Source organism: Ensifer sp. NPDC090286 (assembly GCF_044769565.1).
In the GTDB taxonomy this organism is placed as follows: domain Bacteria; phylum Pseudomonadota; class Alphaproteobacteria; order Rhizobiales; family Rhizobiaceae; genus Ensifer.
This window is the reverse complement of sequence record NZ_JBIVYF010000003.1, coordinates 269,294-288,540: the sequence shown is the minus strand read 5'-3', so window position 1 is coordinate 288,540 and position 19,247 is coordinate 269,294. Positions and strand designations below refer to the sequence as shown.

The following is a 19,247-nucleotide window of genomic DNA, read 5'->3' as shown; positions in this document are numbered from 1 at the left end:
CCCACGGCGGGTAAGGGGGCACCGGAACTGCTATGTGGTCTCAGGCGCGCCCGCCATCGGGCTTGCCTGGCGGGGCGGGGCGATCATCTCTCGCCGTGGCCATTACAGGTAGCGACGGTTACCGAGACATCGGAAAGCCTTCAAAGAAGCGAGAGCTGCACCCCCGTTCCAAGCGGCGGCACGAAGAGATCGTCCCGCAGCTGCCGGCGCGTCGGGTTGAAACCGAGACGCTTGACTGCCAGGTCGAAGCGGCGGCCGATCTGCCACGCATAGGGGCCGGCGCCCTTCATGCGCTTGCCGAACTCGGCGTCATAGTCCTTGCCGCCCCGCATGGAGCGGATGAGGGACATGACGTGCCGGTAGCGGTCTGGATAATTGCGCAGCAGCCAGTCGCGAAAGAGCGGGCTGACCTCGAGCGGCAGCCGCAGCAGCACATAGCTTGCTTCGGTTGCTCCGGCCGTCCTTGCTCCTTCGAGCACGCGCTCTATCTCGTGGTCGTTCAACGCCGGGATGATGGGGGAAACGAGAACGCCGGCCGGGATGCCTGCTTCGGCAAGCATGCGGATCGCCTCCAGCCGCTTGCTCGGGGTCGAGGCCCGCGGCTCCATCGTGCGAGCCAGCTTACGGTCGAGCGTCGTGACGGAGATGCCGACGCGCACCAATCCCTTTTCCGCCATCGGTGCCAGGATATCGATGTCGCGGGTGACCATTGCCGACTTGGTGACGATCATGACCGGATGGTTGGCGTCCCGCAGCACCTCGAGGATCTGTCGCATGATGCGCCACTCCTTCTCGATCGGCTGATAGGGGTCGGTGTTGGTGCCGATGGCAATCGGCCGCACCTTGTAGTCCTGCCGCGCGAGCTCGCGCTCCAGAAGCCGCGGGGCATCCGGCTTGGCAAACAGCTTCGCCTCGAAGTCGAGGCCGGCCGAGAGGCCCATATAGGCGTGCGTGGGCCGCGCGAAACAATAGATGCAGCCATGCTCGCAGCCGCGATAGGGATTGATCGAGCGGTCGAAGGAGATGTCGGGCGACTCGTTCCTGGTGATCACCGTGCGCGGCTTCTCGACCTGAACCTCGGTCTTGAAGGGCGGCAGATCCTCCAGGCTTTCCCAGCCGTCGTCGAACGTCTCGCGGCTGCGCGGTTCGAAGCGGCCGGACATGTTGATCCCGGCGCCGCGCCCGCGACGGCGATCGATATCGATCCGCAGGCCCGTTGCGCTCATCATCGCTTCGGCCACATCTGCCGTATTGGCGGGCGCAAGCGCACCCTGCCTGATCTGAGACAGCTCGGTCATTGGAATCTCCCCGGAATCAGATGTTTGATCCCGTTTTGTTCTGATTATTTTCCTATCGCGAATGGAGGAACAATTCAAGAACAAAAAATTGGAGTTTCGAATTTATCGATCAAGGCGCCGCTGCGGGCCGTGTCCCGGATGTAGCAATTGCCGTGCCGATGCGTTACGAGAAGCCATGCTCACGATCATCATGGAAACCCGCGACAACGAGGCCGAACTGGCGCAGACGCTTGCTGTGTTGGTGGCAGGCGCCGTGGAAGGCTTGGTCAGCGATGTGATCATCCTCGATCACGGCTCGAAGGACGGTTCGTCCGACGTGGCCGATGCAGCCGGATGCCGTTTCTGCCGGGATTGGGATCTCGCCGATGTGGTGGGCTCGGCGCGTGGCGAGTGGCTGATGTTGCTGGAGCCGGGCGCGCGCCCGATCGGCCGCTGGATCGATGAGTTGGCCGAGTACGTTTCGATGAACAAGGCACCGGCCCGCTTCTCCGGATCGAGACTCCATCGCAAGCCTTTCTTCCGCCGGCTGACCGGGCGTGGAAAGCCGCTGGAGACGGGATTTCTCCTGCGCAAGAACGATGCGCTTGCGGCCGCTCATGGCAAGGTGGGCCTGGATGCCATGACGAATGTCCGCTCAGTCCGCAAGCTTTCGACCGAACTCGTTCCGGCCTGGGTCGCTGTCGAAGCCAGGCGGTAACGCCGGTTCCCGCGCGAAAAAATTAAAGGTGCCAGTCCCTTAGGGGACGGCACCTCCAAGCGGCTCTCAAATGACCTTTTTTGGAAGATTTCTGTCCGGGCAGCATTCTGGCTGCCCGTCGTATCCAACATTTCATTCCGCCTGGGGGACAGAGGCGGAAGGGTCTTGCGGTGCGAGGAACGGAACGTGCGGCGGTCGTTCCTCGCTGTGTCAACGCTTGAAAACTATCCGGAGGGGAAGCGAGCGTCAGTTACTAAGGTAACAGGTCGGCCGGGCCGGAACGGTCCATGCTCTTCAGCCGCGTTTCAGGTGCTCGTCGAGCCGCGGCATGATCTCCACGAAATTGCAGGGCATGTGCCGGTAGTCGAGCTGCTGCTTGAGGATGCCGTCCCACGCATCGCGGCAGGCGCCGGGCGAACCCGGAAGGACGAAGATGAAGGTGGCGTTGGCAACGCCGCCGGTTGCACGCGACTGGATCGTTGACGTCCCAATCTTCTCGTAGGAGATACGGTGGAAGACCTCGGAGAACCCGTCCATGCGCTTTTCGAACAGGGGTTCCAGCGCCTCGGGCGTCACGTCCCGCCCGGTGAAGCCCGTTCCACCTGTCGTGATCACCACGTCGACGGTGGGATCGAGCGTCCAGGCCTTCACTTGGCCGTAGATCTTCGTCTTGTCGTCGGGAACGATGGCGCGCGCCTCAAGGCGGTGCCCGGCGTCACGCACCCGCGCTTCCAGCGTGTCGCCCGACTTGTCGTCAGCGCGCGTGCGGGTGTCTGAGACCGTCAGGATGGCGATCCCGACAGGAATGAAGGGGCGCTTTTCGTCGATGCCGGCCATGCTACTTCCCTTTGCCCACTGTCTTGCAGGCGAGAACGTACCACCCGGGGTAGGCCTCCGAAAGAGCGCGCGCTGTCGCAGCCGCGCGTGCCTCGCTGTCGAAAAGGCCGAAGCACGTGGCGCCTGAACCGGACATGCGCGCGAGTGTCGCTCCGGCTTGCGTCAGCGCTTGGCAGACTTCGCCGATCACGGGCTCAAGGCTTTCTGCCGGCGGCTGCAGATCGTTGCGCATCGTGGCGATGGCGGAAATCAACTCGGCCACAGTTCCGGCACTGCGAGGCGCAGCGAGCGGCGGGTTCGTTTTTTTGGAGAGCGTCCGAAACACGACCGGCGTCGAGACGGCGACGAGCGGATTGACCAGTACGATCGGCAGGGCGGGGAAATCGTCGATCGGCGTGATCTCCTCGCCGATCCCCTTTGCCAAGAGAGGCCTGCCGGTAAGGCACATCGGCACGTCCGCCCCGAGCCGCAATGCGATGGCGGCGAGGCGGGAAGGTTCGATCGTCGCGCGCCAGAGTTCGAGAAGCCCAAGAAGCGTCGCCGCAGCATCCGCCGACCCGCCGCCGATGCCCGAGGCGAGCGGCAGGTTCTTTTCGAGATGCAGGTGGACCGGCCCGGCCGCGCCGGGGGCATGCGCCCGCAGTTCGGCGCGCAGCAGGTCGCGCGCCTTCAGAACCAGATTGCCGCCCTCAGCGCCGGCATCCATCGGCAACGCGGCGGCAAACGCGCCCGAGACCGTGAAGCGATCCGCATCCGCCCGCGAGAGACCGATGCGGTCGCCGCGATCGGCAAAGGTGACGAGGCTTTCGAGAAGGTGGTGGCCGTCGGCGCGCTGGCCGACGACGTGAAGGGCCAGATTGATCTTGGCGGGGGCTGCGCGCGTCAGCGCGAAGCCCTCGATGTCACCGTCCGACATGGAACGATCAGGACTTCTTGTCCGGCGCCGGTGCTTCCGGGGTCACCTTCTTCGGCGCGGTTTCCTTGGCATCGGCCGAGGCGGGAACCGTTTCCTTGAGCGGCGGCAGCCCGTTCTCGATCTTTGCCTTGATCTTCGGGATCTCGGCTTCCTCGGGCTTCAGTTCGAGCGTCTGCGTCCACTGGAACACGGCCTCGAGCTTGCGGCCGACGCGCCAGTAGGCGTCGCCAAGGTGATCGTTGATCGTCGGGTCGCCGGCCATCAGTTCGGCCGCCTTCTCCAGTTCCACGACCGCGTCGTCGAAGCGGTTCATGCGGAAATAGGCCCAGCCGAGGGAATCGACGATATAGCCGTCATCCGGCTTCAGCTCGACGGCCTTGCGGATCATCTCCAGGCCTTCTTCGAGGTTGATGTTCATGTCGACCCAGGAATAGCCGAGATAGTTCAGCACCTGGGGCTGGTCCGGATTGAGCTCCAGCGCCTTGCGGAAGTTCGGCTCGGCCTTGTCCCAGAGCTTCTGGCGCTCATATGCGATACCGCGCTGGAAGAACACGGTCCAATCGCTGCGCGTCGGCACGGAGCCGATCTGGTCGACGGCGCGATCGTAAAGCTCGCCCATCTCCTTGTAGTCCTTGGCGTCGGAAAGCACGCTGCCATAGGCGAGATAGTTGCGGATGTTCTTCGGATCGACGTCGATCAGCGCCTTAAGGTGCTTCTTCGCCTCGTCGACCTTGCCGATGCTGGCGAGGCTGAGGCCAAGCTGCAGTTCCGAAACGCGCCGCATCGGCGAGGTCTCGGGAATGGCCTTGTAGAGCTCGATCGCCTCGTTCGGCTTCTTCAGGTTTTCAGCGATGCCGCCGAGCATGACCAGGATATCGGCGCTGTCAGGGTCGAGCCGGCGCGCGGTCTGCAGGTAGAGCGAAACGATGTCTTCGGCGCCGTCGCGGTTGAGTGCGGCACCGATCGAAAAGAGCACGGCCGCAGCGCCCTGGGTGGCGTTCTTGACCTGTTGTTCCTGCGGGACGCCGTTCTCGATCTCGGTCCTCAGCGCCTGCAGCGGCGTGTAGTTGTTGACCATGTTTTCGCCGACGGCGACGGTGTCGAGCGCCTTCTGCTTGTTGCCTTCGCGCGCCTCGAAACGGGCGAGCGCTTCCACTGCACGCATGAAGGTGTCGGGAGCGGCACTTCCGCCCTCGCGGTCGAGAATGGCGTCGTTGAGCCTGCTGCGTGCCGTCTGCTTGTCACCCGCGGCAACCGCGATCGCGCCGGCATGGTAGTTCTTGAACACGCGGAACCATTCGGGACCGTCGAGTTCCTTGATCTGGGTGAGCGCTTCCTTCGGCTTGCCCTGGCCGAATTTCGCCCAGGCAGAGAGCAGGCCGTTCATCAGCCGGTCGAGATCGTTCGGGCCCTGGTAGTTCAGAAGCTTCTGCGCATTGCGATACTCGCGCTTGCGGATCGCTTCGATCGCGCGAATGACCGTCGTGATGCGCTCGACGGCCGGGTCGGACTTCAGCTGCTCGGCGATCTTCGCGCCTTCGTCGAACTGGCCCGCCATCAAGAGCGTGATCATCAGCCGCTGCTTGACGTCGTTGTTGTTCGGCTCGAACTGCAGCGCGATCCTGTAGAGTTCGGTGGCGGAAGCGAAGTCGCGGTCCGTATCGGCGGTGCGGGCAGCGAGAAACGCGCCGGAAAAGGTATTGACCGATTTGATGTCGAAGGATTCGCTTTCCTCGGCGGCTGCGGCCTTCTCCTCGGCAAATGCCTGGTGGCCGCCGCTGACAGCAGCAAGAGCCAGCAGTGCTGCGCCGCTGAGGAGGCGGAGAATCGTCTTTTGCCGCATGTCAAACCTTTCGCGCCGATTGCTCGGCTTTCGCACCACTAAGGGTTGTTTCGGAGTCAGCCACATATTGCCCAACGCAACTCTTGAGGAACAGAATGGCTTTTTTGGCGCAACGCGGCAAGAAAATCCTGTCGTTCGTTCAGGCCTGCCCGGAGCCCGTCAGCTGACGCGATCGATGCAGAAGTCGATGACTTCCGTAAGCGCCGATTTCCAGGGTGACGCCGGCAGCGGCGCCAGCGCGTCGCGGGCAATCGTGCCGTAGTGCAGGGCGCGCGCGATGGTGTCGCTCAAGCCGCCGTAGCGCTTGATCAGTCCGAGCGCCTTGTCGAGGTTGGCGTCGCTGCTGTCGCCGCCTTCGATTGCCTCGCGCCAGAAGGCGCGGTCTTCCGCCGTCCCGCGGCGGTAGGAGAGGATCACCGGAAGGGTGATCTTGCCTTCGCGGAAGTCGTCGCCGACATTCTTGCCAAGATCGCTCGACGAGCCGCCATAGTCGAGCACGTCGTCGACGAGCTGGAAGGCTAGGCCGAGGTTCATGCCGTAGGATTTCAGCGCGTTGCGGTCGGATTTGCTGGTCTGGGCGACGATCGGGCCGACTTCGGCGGCCGCGGCAAAGAGCGCTGCGGTCTTGGCGCGAATGACCTGGAGATAGTCGTCCTCGGTCGTTTCCATGTTCTTGGCGACGGAGAGCTGCAGCACTTCCCCTTCGGCGATGACCGAAGCGGCGGTCGACAGCACGTCGAGCGCGTCGAGCGAGCCGACATCGACCATCATGCGGAAGGCCTGGCCGAGCAGGAAGTCGCCGACCAGCACGCTTGCCTGGTTGCCCCAGATCGTGCGCGCGGTGGACTTGCCGCGGCGAAGGTCGCTTTCGTCGACGACGTCGTCATGGAGAAGCGTCGCCGTGTGCATGAATTCGACGCTGGTTGCGAGCTTGACGTGGGCGTCGCCCTCGTAGCCGAACATCGCAGCGGAAGCGAGCGTCAGCATCGGGCGCAGGCGCTTGCCGCCCGAGGAAATCAGGTGGTTGGCGACCTCGGGAATCATCTGAACGTCGGAGCCGGCCTTCGACAGGATGAGCTGGTTGACGCGCTCCATGTCCGCTGCTGTCAGGTCAACGAGCGGCTTTACGGACGCCTGTTTGTTTTTGCTGTCTTCCAGCGGTATCACTACGCCCACACCGGGACTCCTGTTTTCATTGTCGCTTTCGACAATAGGAAGGGGTGTCCCGTGCGGCAAGAGGCGAATTGTCCCGCTTGCTGAAATAGGACAGGAAAAACCGCCGGATGAAGGAATTGATCCGTACCAACGATGCCGTCCTGCTCTCCTTCGCCGAGAGCCTGATGAAAGACGCCGGCATCGCCAGCCTGATTGCCGATCAGGGGATGAGCATTCTCGAGGGCTCGCTTGGCCTCTTGCCCCGCCGCTTTCTGGTCGCCGAGGAAGACGCGGACGCCGCGCGCCGGATCCTGATCGACGCCGGGCTCGAGGCGGAGTTGCGATCGTGAGTTCGGCTCCGGCTCCGGCGGCCGCAACCGAAACCGTCGATGCCTTTCACCGCGGCAAGTTCCATGTTGTCCAGCCGCTCGGCCAGGGCCACCGGTCGGGCATGGACGCCATGCTGCTTGCGTCGCTCGTCGCATCGGGTCGTCCCTGCCGCGTTGCCGATCTCGGCGCCGGCGCGGGTGCGGCCGGCATGGCGGTTGCTTCGCGGATCGACGATGCGGAAGTGGTGCTGGTGGAACGCTCGCCGGTAATGGCGGAGTTTGCCCGCCGCAGCTTGGCGCTCGCAGAAAATGCCCGCTTTGCGCAGCGGGTCTCGGTCGTCGAGGCCGACGTTTCGTTGACAGGCAAGGCGCGCGTCGCGACGGGGCTGGCGGACGACAGCTTCGATCATGTGATCATGAACCCGCCCTTCAACGATGCCTCCGACCGCAAGACGCCGGATGCGCTCAAGGCGGAGGCCCATGCGATGAGCGACGGGCTGTTCGAGATCTGGGTGAAGACGGCAGGCGCGATCATGAAGCCGGGCGGGCAATTGTCGCTGATCGCCCGGCCGGAATCGATCGCCGAGATCATCGCCGCCTGTGGTCGCCGCTTTGGCGGTATCGAGATCACGGCGTTGCATCCGCGGGTTGGCGAAAACGCCGTGCGCATCCTGGTGACGGCGATCAAGCAGAGCCGCAAGCGACTGGTCTTCCGCGCGCCGCTCGTCATGCACGAGGAGGGGCATCGCTTCGCCGACCATGTCGACGACCTCAACAATGGCCGTGCCGCCTATCGCCGCCGTTGATTTACCGTATGCGGCATTGCGTTCGCCGCGTCAGTGCATACATGGCATGAAAGAGCCCCTGGCGGGCGATCCGGCGAAGCATTCTGCTTTCGCCGATGAGAAGCGGTTAAGTCTATGATTCCCCGCCGTTCCGGCTCAAGATCAAGGCATGGCCCAGTAGGCAGGAGTTGAAATGAAGGCGTTCCTGAGACGGTTGTTGCCGAAGCGTTTTCGCAAGGAAGGCGTGACGATCCCCGTCGTCCGGCTCCACGGCGCGATCATGGCCGGCGGCGGGCAATTTCGTCCGGCGCTCAACCTGGCGACAGCGGCCCCTCTTCTCGAAAAGGCTTTCGCCGTAAAGGATGCGCCGGCTGTTGCGATCTCCGTCAATTCGCCGGGCGGCTCGCCCGTGCAGTCGCGGCTGATCTACCAGCGCATCCGCGATCTCGCCCTTGAGAAGAAAAAGCGCGTGCTGATCTTCGTCGAGGACGTCGCCGCATCCGGCGGCTACATGATCGCGCTTGCCGGCGACGAGATCATCGCCGATCCGACCTCGATCGTCGGCTCGATTGGCGTTGTCTCCGGCGGCTTCGGTTTTCCGGAACTCCTGAAGAAGATCGGCGTCGAGCGGCGTGTCTATACCGCCGGCGAAAACAAGGTGATGCTCGATCCGTTCCAGCCGGAAAAGGAAAACGACATCGCTTTCCTGAAGAACCTGCAGCTCGATATCCATGATACCTTCATCCAGATGGTCAAGGCCCGCCGCGGTCAGCTGCTCGCCGACGATCCCGATATCTTCTCCGGTCTTTTCTGGACCGGTCGGCGCGGGCTGGAGCTCGGCATCATCGACGGGCTTGGCGATCTGCGCGGCGAGGTAAAGAAGCGCTATGGCGACAAGGCGCGCCTCGAACTTATCCAGCCGGTGCGCAGCCTTTTCGGCCGCCGGCAGAGCGGTGCGGCCGTCGCCGGCGCGATCGCTGCTCCATTGGCCGCTTCCGCAGCGGCGGGACTTGCCGAAGCCATCGAGGAAAGGGCATTGTGGGCCCGGTTCGGGCTTTGATGCCTGCCCGGCCTGACATGTCCTTGGAGGGAAAATGCCGCAACTCATCCTGCTCCTGATCGCAGGTTTCATCTTCTGGCTCGGCTATCGCAAGTTCGTGGCGGATGCCCAGAAGCTGACGCGCCAGCGTGAGCGGGCGCGCCGCGAGGAGCAGACCGGGGCCCAGGGAACATTGGTGAAGGATCCGGAAACCGGCGAATACAGACTGAAGCGAGACGGCGAGTGAGGGCGGTCTGAACGCGTCAGTGTGGCGGCGGTCTATTTGCCTGCCCGCTGCCGTAGCGCTTGACCCCTGTCATCAGGCGTGGCACCTGTCCGGCACATTTTCCAGAAGAAATCCGGACGCGATCCATGACCACTCTGCCTGATCATATGAACCCGAAGCGCTCGTTTCAGGCTCTGATCCTGACACTCCACAACTACTGGGCCGACAAGGGTTGCGCCGTGCTGCAGCCCTACGACATGGAAGTGGGCGCCGGTACTTTCCATCCGGCAACGACCCTGCGTGCGCTCGGCCCGCGTCACTGGCGCGCGGCCTACGTCCAGCCGTCGCGTCGCCCGACCGATGGCCGCTACGGCGAAAACCCGAACCGCCTGCAGCACTACTATCAGTATCAGGTGATCCTGAAGCCGAACCCGTCAAACCTGCAGGAACTCTATCTCGGCTCGCTGGAGGCGATCGGCCTCGACCCGCTGCTGCACGATATCCGCTTCGTCGAGGACGACTGGGAAAGCCCGACGCTCGGCGCCTGGGGTCTCGGCTGGGAATGCTGGTGCGACGGCATGGAAGTCTCGCAGTTCACGTACTTCCAGCAGGTCTGCGGCATCGAGTGCTCGCCGGTCTCGGGTGAACTGACCTACGGTCTCGAACGCCTGGCCATGTATGTGCAGGGCGTCGACAACGTCTACGACCTGAACTTCAATGGCCGCGAGGGTGCCGAGAAGATCAGCTATGGCGACGTCTTCCTGCAGGCCGAACAGGAATATTCGCGCTACAATTTCGAATACGCCAATACCGCGATGCTGCATCAGCATTTCATCGATGCGGAGGCCGAGTGCCAGGCGTTGCTGGCTGCCGGCGCGCCGGGCGACAACGACAATAGCCAGCTGCACAAGTGCGTGTTCCCTGCTTATGACCAGTGCATCAAGGCAAGCCATGTCTTCAACCTGCTCGATGCCCGCGGGGTGATCTCGGTGACCGAACGCCAGAGCTATATCCTGCGGGTGCGCACGCTCGCCAAGGCCTGCGGCGAAGCCTTCCTGTTGACCGACGCCGGGGGCGCGAACCTCAACCGGGACGCCGCTTGAGCGTCGAACCGTCCGGCCTTGTCGTTCACATCAACGGCTGGCCGGGCACCGGCAAGCTGACGATCGCGCGCCATCTTGCCGAAAGGCTGGGCGCGCGGCTCGCCGACAATCACACGCTGATAAATCCGGCCGAGACGCTGTTTGCCCGCGGCACGCCGCTCTACCGGTCGCTGCGGGCGGCGATCCGCGAAAGCGTTTTCGAGCACGTCGCCAAGGCGCCGGCCGAGCAATCCTTCGTCTTCACCGATGCCTTGTCGGACGATGCCGCCGATAGCCGCGCCTTCGAAGACTATGCAGCACTCGCGCAAAGGCGGGGTGCGCGCTTCGTCGCGGTCGTCATCGATTGTGATCTTGAGGAAAACTTGAAGCGGCTGACGCGCGCCGGCCGGGCAAAGCAGCACAAGCTCACCGATCCTGAGGTGCTCCTCGGATTGCGGCGCGCCCACAGGCTGTTGCGCGGCAACGGCGACCTGCTGATCGAGATCGACGTCACTGGCCTGGGCGCGGACGAGGCGGCAGAAGCAATCGTGTCGCAGATCAAGGGGTGGTCGGCAGTCAGATGATCCGGGTGGCGCCGACGTCGTTCTTGCAGAACGGTTTCATCGTCGGGTAGGCGCCGGTATAGACTTGACCGGAATAGGTCTGCAGGGCGCGGCGGACACCGGCCGGCCGTTCGGGCGAGTGAGCGCTCGCATAAGCAACGAAGAGCGCCAAAAAGGCGATCACGTTGATGAGAGTTGCGAGCGTTTTCATGGTCTTCACTTCGGTTCCGGGTTGTTCGATGAACCGACTATCGCCGATCGGCAGCGGGGCCGCCGTTACCATTGGAACAGGAATCGAGTGGTTTTCGCCTGGCGAGGCGTTGCTGCGGTGAACAGTGTGTTCACGCTGCAGGTGGCAATTGGGGAGGAGTGCGTTTCTCGGCCCGATTGCTGCAGAAAGCGCTATGAAGCTGAGAAGCGAATGCTAATCTCTGCGCGAGTTTTTTGGAGGGTGCCCTATGATCGGTCTGGCAATCGCCGTCGTCGTGATCCTGTATCTGGTTTTCGTCTATAACGGTCTCGTCAAGGCGCGGCAGATCGCCGAGGAGGCGTGGTCCGGCATCGATGTGCAGCTGAAGCGCCGTGCCGATCTGATCCCGAACCTGATCGAAACGGTGAAGGGCTACGCCGCCCACGAAAAATCGACGTTCGAAGAAGTCATTGCCATGCGCAACCGCGCGCAGGCGGTGCCAGCAGGCGACGTCGAGGGGCGCGCCCAGGCGGAAGGCGCGCTCTCCCAGGCGCTCGGCAAGCTGTTTGCGCTCGCCGAAGCCTATCCGGACCTGAAGGCCAACGAGAATTTTGCCGAGCTGCAGCGCTCGCTGGAAACGATCGAGGGCGAGATCCAGATGTCCCGCCGCTACTACAACGGTGCGGCCCGTGACCTGAACGTCAAGGTCGAGAGCTTCCCGTCCAACTTGATCGCCAACGCCTTCCGCTTCGTCAAAGCCGGCTATTTCGAAATTACCAACGAAGCCGACCGTGCGGTGCCGCAGGTCAAGTTCTGACCGCCACGCTTCCCGAACATTCCTCGCCGCGGGATCCCGCCGCGGCGCCATTCGCATCAAGAGACCCATTCGATGACCACCGATAGCATGAAAAAACTGACCATCCTGCCGACCGACCATCCGCTCCGCGGTCATGTCCGCCCGCCGGGCTCGAAGTCGATCACCAACCGGGCGCTGCTTCTGGCCGGCCTTGCCAAAGGCACGAGCCGGCTGACCGGTGCCTTGAAGAGCGACGACACCCGCTACATGGCGGAAGCCTTGCGCGCGATGGGCGTCGAGGTCAGCGAGCCGGATGAGACGACCTTCGTCGTCACCAGCACGGGCAAGTTGCTCCCGCCGTCAGCTCCCTTGTTCCTCGGCAATGCCGGAACCGCGACACGCTTCCTGACGGCGGCAGCCGCACTCGTCGATGGCACGGTCGTGGTCGATGGCGACCAGCACATGCGCAAGCGGCCGATCAAGCCCTTGGTCGAGGCACTCGGCACGCTCGGCGTCGAAGTCACCTCCGAGACCGGCTGCCCGCCGGTCACCGTCAAGGGCACCGGCGGTTTCCCGGCCGGCCGTGTCGTCATCGATGCCGGCCTTTCGAGCCAGTACGTCTCGGCCCTGCTGATGGCGGCTCCCGGCGCCAAAGGTCCGGTCAGCATTGAGCTTGCCGGCGACGAGATCGGCGCGCGCGGCTACATCGATCTGACCGTCGCCGCCATGCGTGCCTTCGGCGCCGAAGTCGAGCAGGTGAGCCCCTCCGTCTGGCAGGTCGCGCCGACCGGCTACAAGGCAGCCGACTATGTCATCGAGCCGGACGCTTCGGCGGCCACCTATCTCTGGGCTGCGGAAGTCCTGACCGGCGGCGCCATCGATCTCGGTGTTCCGGCGGACGCCTTCTCGCAGCCGGATGCCCGCGCCCATGCGGTGATCGCGAGTTTCCCGAACCTGCCCGCCATTATCGACGGCTCGCAGATGCAGGACGCGATCCCGACGATCGCCGTGCTTGCCGCCTTCAACAACACGCCGGTGCGCTTCGTCGGTCTCGCCAACCTGCGCGTCAAGGAATGCGACCGCGTGCGTGCCCTGTCGCTCGGCCTGACGGCGATCCGGCCGGGTCTGGCGCATGAGGAAGGCGACGACCTGATCGTCTCCTCCGATCCCACGCTTGCCGGCCAGACATTGCCTGCCTCGATCGACACCTTCGCCGACCATCGCATCGCCATGAGCTTTGCGCTTGCCGGTCTGAAGATCCACGGCATCACCATCGAGGATCCCGGCTGCGTCGCGAAAACCTATCCGGCCTATTGGGACGCGCTCGCTTCGCTGGGCGTCGAATTCAGCGGCGACCGGGCTTGATACCGGGCGGGATGCGGGGCCGCGTCCGCGGTTTCCGCGCGCATCCCGCTCTCTCTCCGATAAGAACCGATCTCGTGCCTTGAACCTCAACCGGAAGAAAGCTTGATCCTTATGCCTCGTTTCGCTGCCGCATTTGCCGTTCTGGTGTTTTTGCTGGCAACGGCGGGCGTTGGTCGGGCGGAGGAGGTCTTCTCCGCCTATCGCTCCGTCATCGATGTCGCCAAGGACGGCACGATGACGGTGACCGAGACGATCACGGCGACGGTCGAGGGCAACAAGATCCGTCGCGGCATCTATCGCGATATGCCTTTGACTTTCACGGACGCCAAGGGCAAGCGCAGCAAGGTCGATTTCAAGCTGCTCTCGGTCGAGCGTGACGGTGAGCAGGAACCTTACCGCACCGAGACGATCAGTGGCGGCATCCGCATCTATACCGGTTCGGCTGAGGTCTTTCTGGAGCGGGGCGAGCATACCTTCCAGTTCACCTACGAAACCGGCCGGCAGATCCGCTTCTTCGACGATCACGACGAACTCTATTGGAACGTCACCGGCACCGAGTGGGATTTCCCGATCGACGAGGCGAGCGCGACCGTGACGCTGCCGCAGGGGGTGCGGGCCGAAGCGCTCGACTACTTCACGGGCGGCTATAGCGCGACCGGCAAGGATGCGCGCGCCTCCAGGGATGGCAGTGAGATCTTCTTTGCCACCACCCGCCGTCTCGATCCCCGCGAAGGCCTGACGATCGCGATCAAGATGCCGAAGGGCAGCATCGATAGGCCCACCTCCAGCCAGGAAAATGCCTGGTGGCTGCACGACCATCTGGCGCTCGTCATCGCCGGCGCCGGCCTGGCCGTCGTCCTTCTCTACTATAGCCAGGCCTGGCTCAGGGTCGGGCGTGACCCGGACCGCGGCGTCATGGTGCCGCGCTGGGATCCGCCGGAGGGCGTCTCGCCGGCGCTGGTCAACTATATCGACAACAGGGGCTTTTCCGGCGAAGGCTGGACGGCGCTGTCGGCGGCCGCGCTCAATCTCGCGGTCAAAGGACACGTCGTTCTCGAAGACCTGAAGAACGCCATCGTCATTGCCGCCACCGGCAAGAAAGCCGACGAAAAACTGCCGACCGGCGAGGCGGCGGTGATGAAGGCGGTCAATGCGAGCGGCGGCAAGCTCACCATCGACCGCGCGCATGGCACGCGGGTGCAGGCGACCGGCGCCGATTTCCGCAGTGCCATGGAGCGCGAGCATCGCGGCAAGTACTACCACGCCAACAGCGGTTACATCGTCGCCGGCGTCATCCTGTCGGTATTGGCGGTCGTGGCCGTCTTCCTGTTCGGGGATCTCAGCGAGGACAGCCTGCCGCTGGTGATCGTTCCGGTTTTCATCGCTTTCTTCGTCTCGATCCTCGCCGTCTCCTTCGGCAAGTCGCTTCGTCGCGAAAGGAGCCTGATGAGCCGGATCATGTCGATCGTCGTGGTCGCCTTCATCGGTTTCGTCGCCTTCACCATCTTCTCGACCATCCTTGCGGCCGTCTTCTATTCGGCAGCCGAAACCGACGAGCTGCCGCTGCTCTTCGTGATCGGCGCGATCGTGCTCGTCAACGTGCTGTTCTTCTTCCTGATGGGTGCGCCGACGCCGCTCGGAACACGGATGATGGATGGCATCGACGGGCTCCGGCAATACATGACGCTCGCCGAGAAGGACCGGATGAACATGCAAGGTGCGCCAGAGATGTCGCCCAGGCACTTCGAGACGCTGCTCCCTTACGCCGTGGCGCTCGGTGTCGAGAAGCCGTGGACCGAGACCTTCGATCGCTGGCTGCTGGCCGCGGCGGCTGGGGCGGCCGCGGCCGCCGCCTATCAGCCGGGCTGGTATCACGGTGACGGCTTCGGCTCGAGCACCTTCGGCGATCGCATCGGCGGTTTTGCCGGATCCATGGCCGACACGATGACGTCCTCCCTGCCGCCCCCACCCAAGTCGTCATCGTCGGGCTTTTCGACCGGCGGCGGTTTCTCCGGCGGCGGCGGTGGCGGTGGTGGTGGTGGTGGCTGGTAAATCCGCCGCGCACTTGCCCTTGGAAAGCCAAATTCATCGCGGCGCTTGGTGACAATCTTGCCAGAGATTGCTAAGTCCGCCGCAACCGTCAGGAACAGAAAAAGTCACTCCCATGCCCGATCTTCTTATCGAACTCCGCTCCGAGGAAATTCCTGCCCGCCTGCAGCGCAAGGCGGCCGGCGACCTCAAGAAGCTGCTGACCGATGCCCTGGTCGAAGCGGGCCTGACCTATGAGGGCGCGCGCGAGTACTGGACGCCGCGCCGGCTGACGCTCGACATCCGTGGCCTCAATGCCCGCTCGGCCGATGTTCGCGAAGAGCGCAAGGGCCCGCGCACCGACGCCAACGAAAAGGCGATCGAAGGCTTCCTGCGCGGCGCCGGCCTTTCCTCGATCAGCGAGGCGCATGTCCATAGCGACCCGAAGAAGGGCGACTTCTACGTCGCCCACATCGTCAAGCCGGGCCGCCCCGCCGAAGAGATCATCGCCGCGGCGATGCCCGAAATCATCCGCAATTTCCCCTGGCCGAAGCCGATGCGCTCCGGCGTGGCCTCGGCCAAGCCCGGTGCCTTGCGCTGGGTCCGCCCGCTGCAGTCGATCGTCTGCACCTTCGGTTCTGAAACCGAAGAGACCCAAGTGATTGCGTTTGAAGTCGACGGCATCGTCGCCTCGAACGTTACCTATGGTCACCGCTTCCATGCACCCGAAGCGATCACGGTTCGCCGCTTTGCCGATTATGCCGAGAAGCTGGAAAAGGCGAAGGTCGTTCTTGATGGTGAGCGCCGCAAGGAAATGATCCTTGCCGACGCGCGCAACGTCGCCTTCGCCAACGGCCTTGAACTCGTCGAAGACGAAGGCCTGCTCGAAGAAGTCTCCGGCCTCGTCGAATGGCCGCAGGTGCTGATGGGCAGCTTCGAAGAAGCCTATCTCGAAATCCCCTCGGAAATTATCCGGCTGACGATCAAGACGAACCAGAAGTGCTTCGTTACCCGCGCACCGGGTGCCGAGACGCTCTCCAACAAGTTCATTCTGGTCTCGAACATCGAGGCGAAGGACGGTGGCAAGGAGATCGTGCACGGCAACGGCAAGGTCGTGCGCGCCCGCCTGTCGGACGCAGCGCACTTCTGGCACCGCGACCAGGGCAACCTGCCGGACCTCGAAACGCTGGAAGCATCGGCGAAGACGTTCAATCTTGATCTCGCCAAGCCGCTCGACCAGCGCATGGCCAAGCTCGATGCGCTGAACGTCACCTTCCATGCCAAGCTCGGCACCCAGGGCGAGCGTGTCGCCCGTATCCGGGCGCTGGCCGGTGAACTCGCCAAGGTGACCGGCGCCGACGCCAAGCTCGTCGACCGCGCGGTCGTGCTCGCCAAGGCGGACCTGCGCACCGAAGCCGTCGGCGAATTCCCCGAGCTTCAGGGCATCATGGGCCGCAAGTATGCATTGCTTCAGGGCGAAGACGACGCGGTGGCCACGGCGATCGAAGATCACTGGAAGCCGAACGGTCCTTCGGACCGTGCGCCGACCGATCCGGTTGCAGTGACCGTGGCACTTGCCGACAAGCTCGACACGCTCGTCGGCTTCTGGGCGATCGACGAAAAGCCGACCGGCTCGAAGGATCCCTTCGCGCTGCGCCGCGCAGCACTCGGCGTCATCCGACTGATCCTCGAAGGCAAGGCACGCCTGGCGCTGCTGCCCGCTTTCGAAACGGCACTCGTCGCGCTTCGCGCGCAGAAGCCGGCGCTTGTGGACGACATTTCGGCCGATCTGCTCTCCTTCTTCCATGACCGCCTCAAGGTCTACCTGCGCGACCTCGGCGCTCGCCATGACCTGATCGACGCCGTGCTGACGCCGGATGCCGACGACCTGCTGATGATCGCCCGTCGTGTGGAGGCGCTGACCGCCTTCATCACCGACGAGGAAGGCCGCAACCTCTTGGCCGGCACCAAGCGCGCCACCCAGATCCTGGCCGCCGAAGAGAAGAAGGGCACTGCCGTCGCGGACGCCGTCGATGCCGGCCTCTTCCGTCTCGACGCCGAAAAGGCGCTGCACCAGGCCGTCGAAATCGCGTCGGCTGAAGCGCGCGATGCGATCGCCAAGGAAGACTTCCGTTCGGCCATGGAAGCGTTGGCCAAGTTGCGCGAACCGGTCGACCAGTTCTTCAACGACGTGCTTGTCAATGACGAGGATGCGGCAATCCGCGCCAACCGTCTGGCGCTGCTCGGCCTGATCCGCTCGGCCACCGGCACGGTCGCGGACTTCTCGAAGATCGTCGGTTAAGGCGGGATCGCCGCCGGGAGGCCGGCGGCATCACACCCGCGCACAAACGTTCAAGCGGTTCGCTGCCCGGCGACCTATATCCTGTCTCCATCACACAGATGGAGACAGCCGATGACGATCGCGACGAAGACCTACAAGCCGATCAACTTCGCCGAAAAACTCTCGCTCTTCAGCGATCAGTGGCAACCGCGGGTCCTTGCCGAACTCAATGACTACCAGTTCAAGATCGTGCGCATCGAGGGCGACTTCATCTGGCACGATCATCAAGATACCGACGAGGCCTTCATTGTGCTCGAGGGCACGTTGCGCATCGATTTCCGCGACGGGGCTGTGACGCTCGGTCCGGGCGAAATGTACGTCGTGCCGAAGGGCGTCGAGCACAAGCCTTATGCGGAGCAAGAGGTGAAGATGCTGTTGATCGAGCCGCGCGGGACGCTCAACACCGGCCACGAGGGTGGTGAACGCACCGCGGAAAACGACCGCTGGATCTGATCCCTCGCTCGGGTTACCACGATCGCACTTGCTGACCGGCATGGCGCCGGAGTAGAGAGAGGCATGCCCGCAAAGATCCTCGTCAGCGCCTGCCTCATGGGCCACGCCGTTCGTTATGATGGCCAGTCGAAGCCGCTTCTTCATCCGGCGATCGACCGCTGGCGCGCGGAAGGCCGTCTCGTGACTATCTGTCCGGAAATGTCGGCCGGCATGCCGGTGCCGCGCCCGCCGGCCGAGATCGCCGCCGGCGCCGTCGGCAAGGATGTACTTGCCGGCAAGGCGAGGGTGGTGGAGATCAGCGGTGGCGATGTCACCGAGGGATTCATACAGGCGGCTGAGAACGCGCTTTCGCTCGCCAGGCAAGCCGGCTGTCGCTTCGCGCTCTTGATCGATGGCAGCCCGTCCTGCGGATCGGGCTTCGTTTACGACGGCAGCTTTTCCGGCGCGCGCCATCCGGGTGAGGGCGTAACGGCCGCCTTGCTGCTTGCCAACGGCGTCGAAGTCTATTCGGACAGGCAGATCGAGGCGCTGGTCGCGCGGATCGAGGAATTGGAAGGCCTGTAATAAAAAGATTGCGCCCCCGCTTCTCTCAGGGGCGCAATCTCTCGCTTTTGCAGCGATACGCCCGTCAGCCATTTAGTGCAGGGGACGGCTGAGCGGGGCAGGGAACTTTCCCGATAGGCGATCAGTCTAGCCGAAGTTCGAGGGTAGACGGATCAAAATCCTGTGAGCCCTCGTTTGCCGCGGGCGTCGCCACCATGGACGCGCCGATCGGCGTTACCGCGGCGGTCTTTGCGGTCTGATCGATGGCAAGAAACTCCGGCTTGGAAACCTGCGGGTTCTGGTCGTTCGAGATGTTCGAGGCGGTCACGGTTGCCGCGTCGCCGTCGGTTTCGGCTGCGGCCGTCTTGATCATCTCGTGAGACGGCTTGCTGACGAAGACCACCGGCGAACCGCCGAGCCAGGCCTCGGTGCGCACCATCTTCATCTCGCCGTTGATTTTCTTGAGCTCGATCGTTTCGTCGCCAGTCGCAATCGTCGGCACGACATAGGTGACCTTCTTCCGCGATTGCAGCGGCGGGCAATCGGCGCAGGAAACCGTGGAGACGCTGGCATTGTCGGTCGTGCCGGAAGCGATCGCTTCGATCGACGACGCCGCGGCATTGCCTGCGGCAAGGCCAAGGACGGTGGTGATCAGCAACAGGCGCATTGTTTTTCTCCCGGATCGTTATCGGGGAGAATATGCGTGCTCCCTTACTTTCCCGTCAGGAGAATTGGTAAAAATAGAATGATCCGCGAATTGC

20 protein-coding genes are annotated in these 19,247 nt (G+C 63.6%); 13 read left to right on the top strand and 7 right to left on the bottom strand.

The window, feature by feature from the left end:
- Positions 1-140: 140 nt before the first annotated feature.
- Entirely contained in the window at positions 141-1,298 is a 1,158-nt protein-coding gene (locus ACIQUG_RS16645; protein WP_034801053.1) for a PA0069 family radical SAM protein, read from the bottom strand.
- Positions 1,299-1,473: 175 nt separating this feature from the next.
- On the opposite strand from ACIQUG_RS16645, the gene ACIQUG_RS16640 reads away from it, so the two are divergent.
- Positions 1,474-1,995, top strand: coding sequence for a glycosyl transferase (locus ACIQUG_RS16640; protein ID WP_402323232.1), 522 nt, complete (start codon positions 1,474-1,476; stop codon positions 1,993-1,995).
- Between the two features lie 294 nt (positions 1,996-2,289).
- On the opposite strand, the gene moaB is transcribed toward ACIQUG_RS16640, so the two are convergent.
- The 4 genes from moaB to ACIQUG_RS16620 all read right to left on the bottom strand — a co-directional run bounded on the left by moaB (position 2,290) and on the right by ACIQUG_RS16620 (position 6,767).
- Entirely contained in the window at positions 2,290-2,832 is a 543-nt protein-coding gene (gene moaB / locus ACIQUG_RS16635; RefSeq protein WP_402323231.1) for a molybdenum cofactor biosynthesis protein B, read from the bottom strand.
- Between the two features lies 1 nt (position 2,833).
- Complete coding sequence (locus ACIQUG_RS16630) at positions 2,834-3,748, bottom strand: 4-(cytidine 5'-diphospho)-2-C-methyl-D-erythritol kinase (RefSeq protein WP_402323230.1); 915 nt, start codon at positions 3,746-3,748, stop codon at positions 2,834-2,836.
- Between the two features lie 7 nt (positions 3,749-3,755).
- A complete protein-coding gene (locus ACIQUG_RS16625; RefSeq protein ID WP_402323229.1) occupies positions 3,756-5,591 on the bottom strand; it encodes a tetratricopeptide repeat protein in 1,836 nt (611 codons plus the stop codon).
- A gap of 159 nt (positions 5,592-5,750) precedes the next feature.
- A complete protein-coding gene (locus ACIQUG_RS16620; protein WP_402323228.1) occupies positions 5,751-6,767 on the bottom strand; it encodes a polyprenyl synthetase family protein in 1,017 nt (338 codons plus the stop codon).
- A gap of 107 nt (positions 6,768-6,874) precedes the next feature.
- Here ACIQUG_RS16620 and ACIQUG_RS16615 point away from each other — a divergent pair, with 107 nt between their 5' ends.
- From ACIQUG_RS16615 to ACIQUG_RS16590, 6 genes are all read left to right on the top strand, one after another.
- Complete coding sequence (locus ACIQUG_RS16615) at positions 6,875-7,096, top strand: DUF2007 domain-containing protein (protein ID WP_043620908.1); 222 nt, start codon at positions 6,875-6,877, stop codon at positions 7,094-7,096.
- Positions 7,093-7,881, top strand: a complete 789-nt coding sequence (locus tag ACIQUG_RS16610; protein ID WP_402323227.1) for a tRNA1(Val) (adenine(37)-N6)-methyltransferase — start codon at positions 7,093-7,095, stop codon at positions 7,879-7,881. The genes ACIQUG_RS16615 and ACIQUG_RS16610 overlap by 4 nt, the downstream gene beginning before the upstream one ends.
- Positions 7,882-8,053: 172 nt before the next feature.
- A complete protein-coding gene (locus tag ACIQUG_RS16605) occupies positions 8,054-8,920 on the top strand; it encodes a S49 family peptidase (protein ID WP_402323226.1) in 867 nt (288 codons plus the stop codon).
- Between the two features lie 34 nt (positions 8,921-8,954).
- On the top strand, positions 8,955-9,146 hold the full coding sequence (locus ACIQUG_RS16600; protein ID WP_402323225.1) for a hypothetical protein: 192 nt from the start codon (positions 8,955-8,957) through the stop codon (positions 9,144-9,146).
- A 125-nt stretch (positions 9,147-9,271) separates the two neighbouring features.
- Positions 9,272-10,228, top strand: coding sequence for a glycine--tRNA ligase subunit alpha (locus ACIQUG_RS16595; RefSeq protein WP_402323224.1), 957 nt, complete (start codon positions 9,272-9,274; stop codon positions 10,226-10,228).
- On the top strand, positions 10,225-10,791 hold the full coding sequence (locus ACIQUG_RS16590) for an AAA family ATPase (protein ID WP_402323223.1): 567 nt from the start codon (positions 10,225-10,227) through the stop codon (positions 10,789-10,791). The genes ACIQUG_RS16595 and ACIQUG_RS16590 overlap by 4 nt, the downstream gene beginning before the upstream one ends.
- Here the strand turns inward: ACIQUG_RS16590 and ACIQUG_RS16585 are convergent.
- The gene (locus ACIQUG_RS16585; protein ID WP_402323733.1) at positions 10,784-10,981 is read right to left on the bottom strand and encodes a hypothetical protein; all 198 of its coding nucleotides are present in this window, start codon (positions 10,979-10,981) and stop codon (positions 10,784-10,786) included. The two genes, ACIQUG_RS16590 and ACIQUG_RS16585, sit on opposite strands and share 8 nt — an antisense overlap.
- Positions 10,982-11,228: 247 nt before the next feature.
- Between ACIQUG_RS16585 and ACIQUG_RS16580 the strand changes: the two genes are divergently transcribed.
- The 6 genes from ACIQUG_RS16580 to ACIQUG_RS16555 all read left to right on the top strand — a co-directional run bounded on the left by ACIQUG_RS16580 (position 11,229) and on the right by ACIQUG_RS16555 (position 18,507).
- Positions 11,229-11,777 (top strand): LemA family protein, encoded by a 549-nt coding sequence (locus ACIQUG_RS16580; RefSeq protein ID WP_034801085.1) that lies wholly within the window; start codon positions 11,229-11,231, stop codon positions 11,775-11,777.
- A 72-nt stretch (positions 11,778-11,849) separates the two neighbouring features.
- The gene (locus ACIQUG_RS16575; RefSeq protein WP_402323222.1) at positions 11,850-13,121 is read left to right on the top strand and encodes a 3-phosphoshikimate 1-carboxyvinyltransferase; all 1,272 of its coding nucleotides are present in this window, start codon (positions 11,850-11,852) and stop codon (positions 13,119-13,121) included.
- Positions 13,122-13,232: 111 nt separating this feature from the next.
- Positions 13,233-15,173: a DUF2207 domain-containing protein gene (locus tag ACIQUG_RS16570; RefSeq protein ID WP_402323732.1), complete on the top strand. Its 1,941-nt coding sequence runs from the start codon at positions 13,233-13,235 to the stop codon at positions 15,171-15,173.
- Positions 15,174-15,285: 112 nt separating this feature from the next.
- Positions 15,286-17,451 carry a glycine--tRNA ligase subunit beta gene (gene glyS / locus ACIQUG_RS16565; RefSeq protein WP_402323221.1) on the top strand — a complete coding sequence of 722 codons (2,166 nt, stop codon included), beginning with the start codon at positions 15,286-15,288 and terminating at the stop codon, positions 17,449-17,451.
- 111 nt (positions 17,452-17,562) lie between these two features.
- Positions 17,563-17,943 (top strand): cupin domain-containing protein, encoded by a 381-nt coding sequence (locus ACIQUG_RS16560; protein ID WP_043625965.1) that lies wholly within the window; start codon positions 17,563-17,565, stop codon positions 17,941-17,943.
- Between the two features lie 63 nt (positions 17,944-18,006).
- Positions 18,007-18,507 (top strand): DUF523 domain-containing protein, encoded by a 501-nt coding sequence (locus ACIQUG_RS16555; RefSeq protein ID WP_402323220.1) that lies wholly within the window; start codon positions 18,007-18,009, stop codon positions 18,505-18,507.
- 121 nt (positions 18,508-18,628) lie between these two features.
- Here ACIQUG_RS16555 and ACIQUG_RS16550 read toward each other — a convergent pair whose 3' ends face one another.
- Complete coding sequence (locus tag ACIQUG_RS16550) at positions 18,629-19,153, bottom strand: plant virulence effector HPE1-like domain-containing protein (protein ID WP_402323219.1); 525 nt, start codon at positions 19,151-19,153, stop codon at positions 18,629-18,631.
- Positions 19,154-19,247 lie beyond the last annotated feature (94 nt).

Bases quoted from the DNA above. Each gene is read 5' to 3' on its own strand.
- ACIQUG_RS16645 (WP_034801053.1), bottom strand. From the start codon at position 1,298: ATGACCGAGCTGTCTCAGATCAGGCAGGGTGCGCTTGCGCCCGCCAAT.
- ACIQUG_RS16640 (WP_402323232.1), top strand. From the start codon at position 1,474: ATGCTCACGATCATCATGGAAACCCGCGACAACGAGGCCGAACTGGCG.
- moaB (WP_402323231.1), bottom strand. From the start codon at position 2,832: ATGGCCGGCATCGACGAAAAGCGCCCCTTCATTCCTGTCGGGATCGCC.
- ACIQUG_RS16630 (WP_402323230.1), bottom strand. From the start codon at position 3,748: ATGTCGGACGGTGACATCGAGGGCTTCGCGCTGACGCGCGCAGCCCCC.
- ACIQUG_RS16625 (WP_402323229.1), bottom strand. From the start codon at position 5,591: ATGCGGCAAAAGACGATTCTCCGCCTCCTCAGCGGCGCAGCACTGCTG.
- ACIQUG_RS16615 (WP_043620908.1), top strand. From the start codon at position 6,875: ATGAAGGAATTGATCCGTACCAACGATGCCGTCCTGCTCTCCTTCGCC.
- ACIQUG_RS16605 (WP_402323226.1), top strand. From the start codon at position 8,054: ATGAAGGCGTTCCTGAGACGGTTGTTGCCGAAGCGTTTTCGCAAGGAA.
- ACIQUG_RS16600 (WP_402323225.1), top strand. From the start codon at position 8,955: ATGCCGCAACTCATCCTGCTCCTGATCGCAGGTTTCATCTTCTGGCTC.
- ACIQUG_RS16595 (WP_402323224.1), top strand. From the start codon at position 9,272: ATGACCACTCTGCCTGATCATATGAACCCGAAGCGCTCGTTTCAGGCT.
- ACIQUG_RS16585 (WP_402323733.1), bottom strand. From the start codon at position 10,981: ATGAAAACGCTCGCAACTCTCATCAACGTGATCGCCTTTTTGGCGCTC.
- ACIQUG_RS16580 (WP_034801085.1), top strand. From the start codon at position 11,229: ATGATCGGTCTGGCAATCGCCGTCGTCGTGATCCTGTATCTGGTTTTC.
- ACIQUG_RS16575 (WP_402323222.1), top strand. From the start codon at position 11,850: ATGACCACCGATAGCATGAAAAAACTGACCATCCTGCCGACCGACCAT.
- ACIQUG_RS16570 (WP_402323732.1), top strand. From the start codon at position 13,233: ATGCCTCGTTTCGCTGCCGCATTTGCCGTTCTGGTGTTTTTGCTGGCA.
- glyS (WP_402323221.1), top strand. From the start codon at position 15,286: ATGCCCGATCTTCTTATCGAACTCCGCTCCGAGGAAATTCCTGCCCGC.
- ACIQUG_RS16560 (WP_043625965.1), top strand. From the start codon at position 17,563: ATGACGATCGCGACGAAGACCTACAAGCCGATCAACTTCGCCGAAAAA.
- ACIQUG_RS16555 (WP_402323220.1), top strand. From the start codon at position 18,007: ATGCCCGCAAAGATCCTCGTCAGCGCCTGCCTCATGGGCCACGCCGTT.
- ACIQUG_RS16550 (WP_402323219.1), bottom strand. From the start codon at position 19,153: ATGCGCCTGTTGCTGATCACCACCGTCCTTGGCCTTGCCGCAGGCAAT.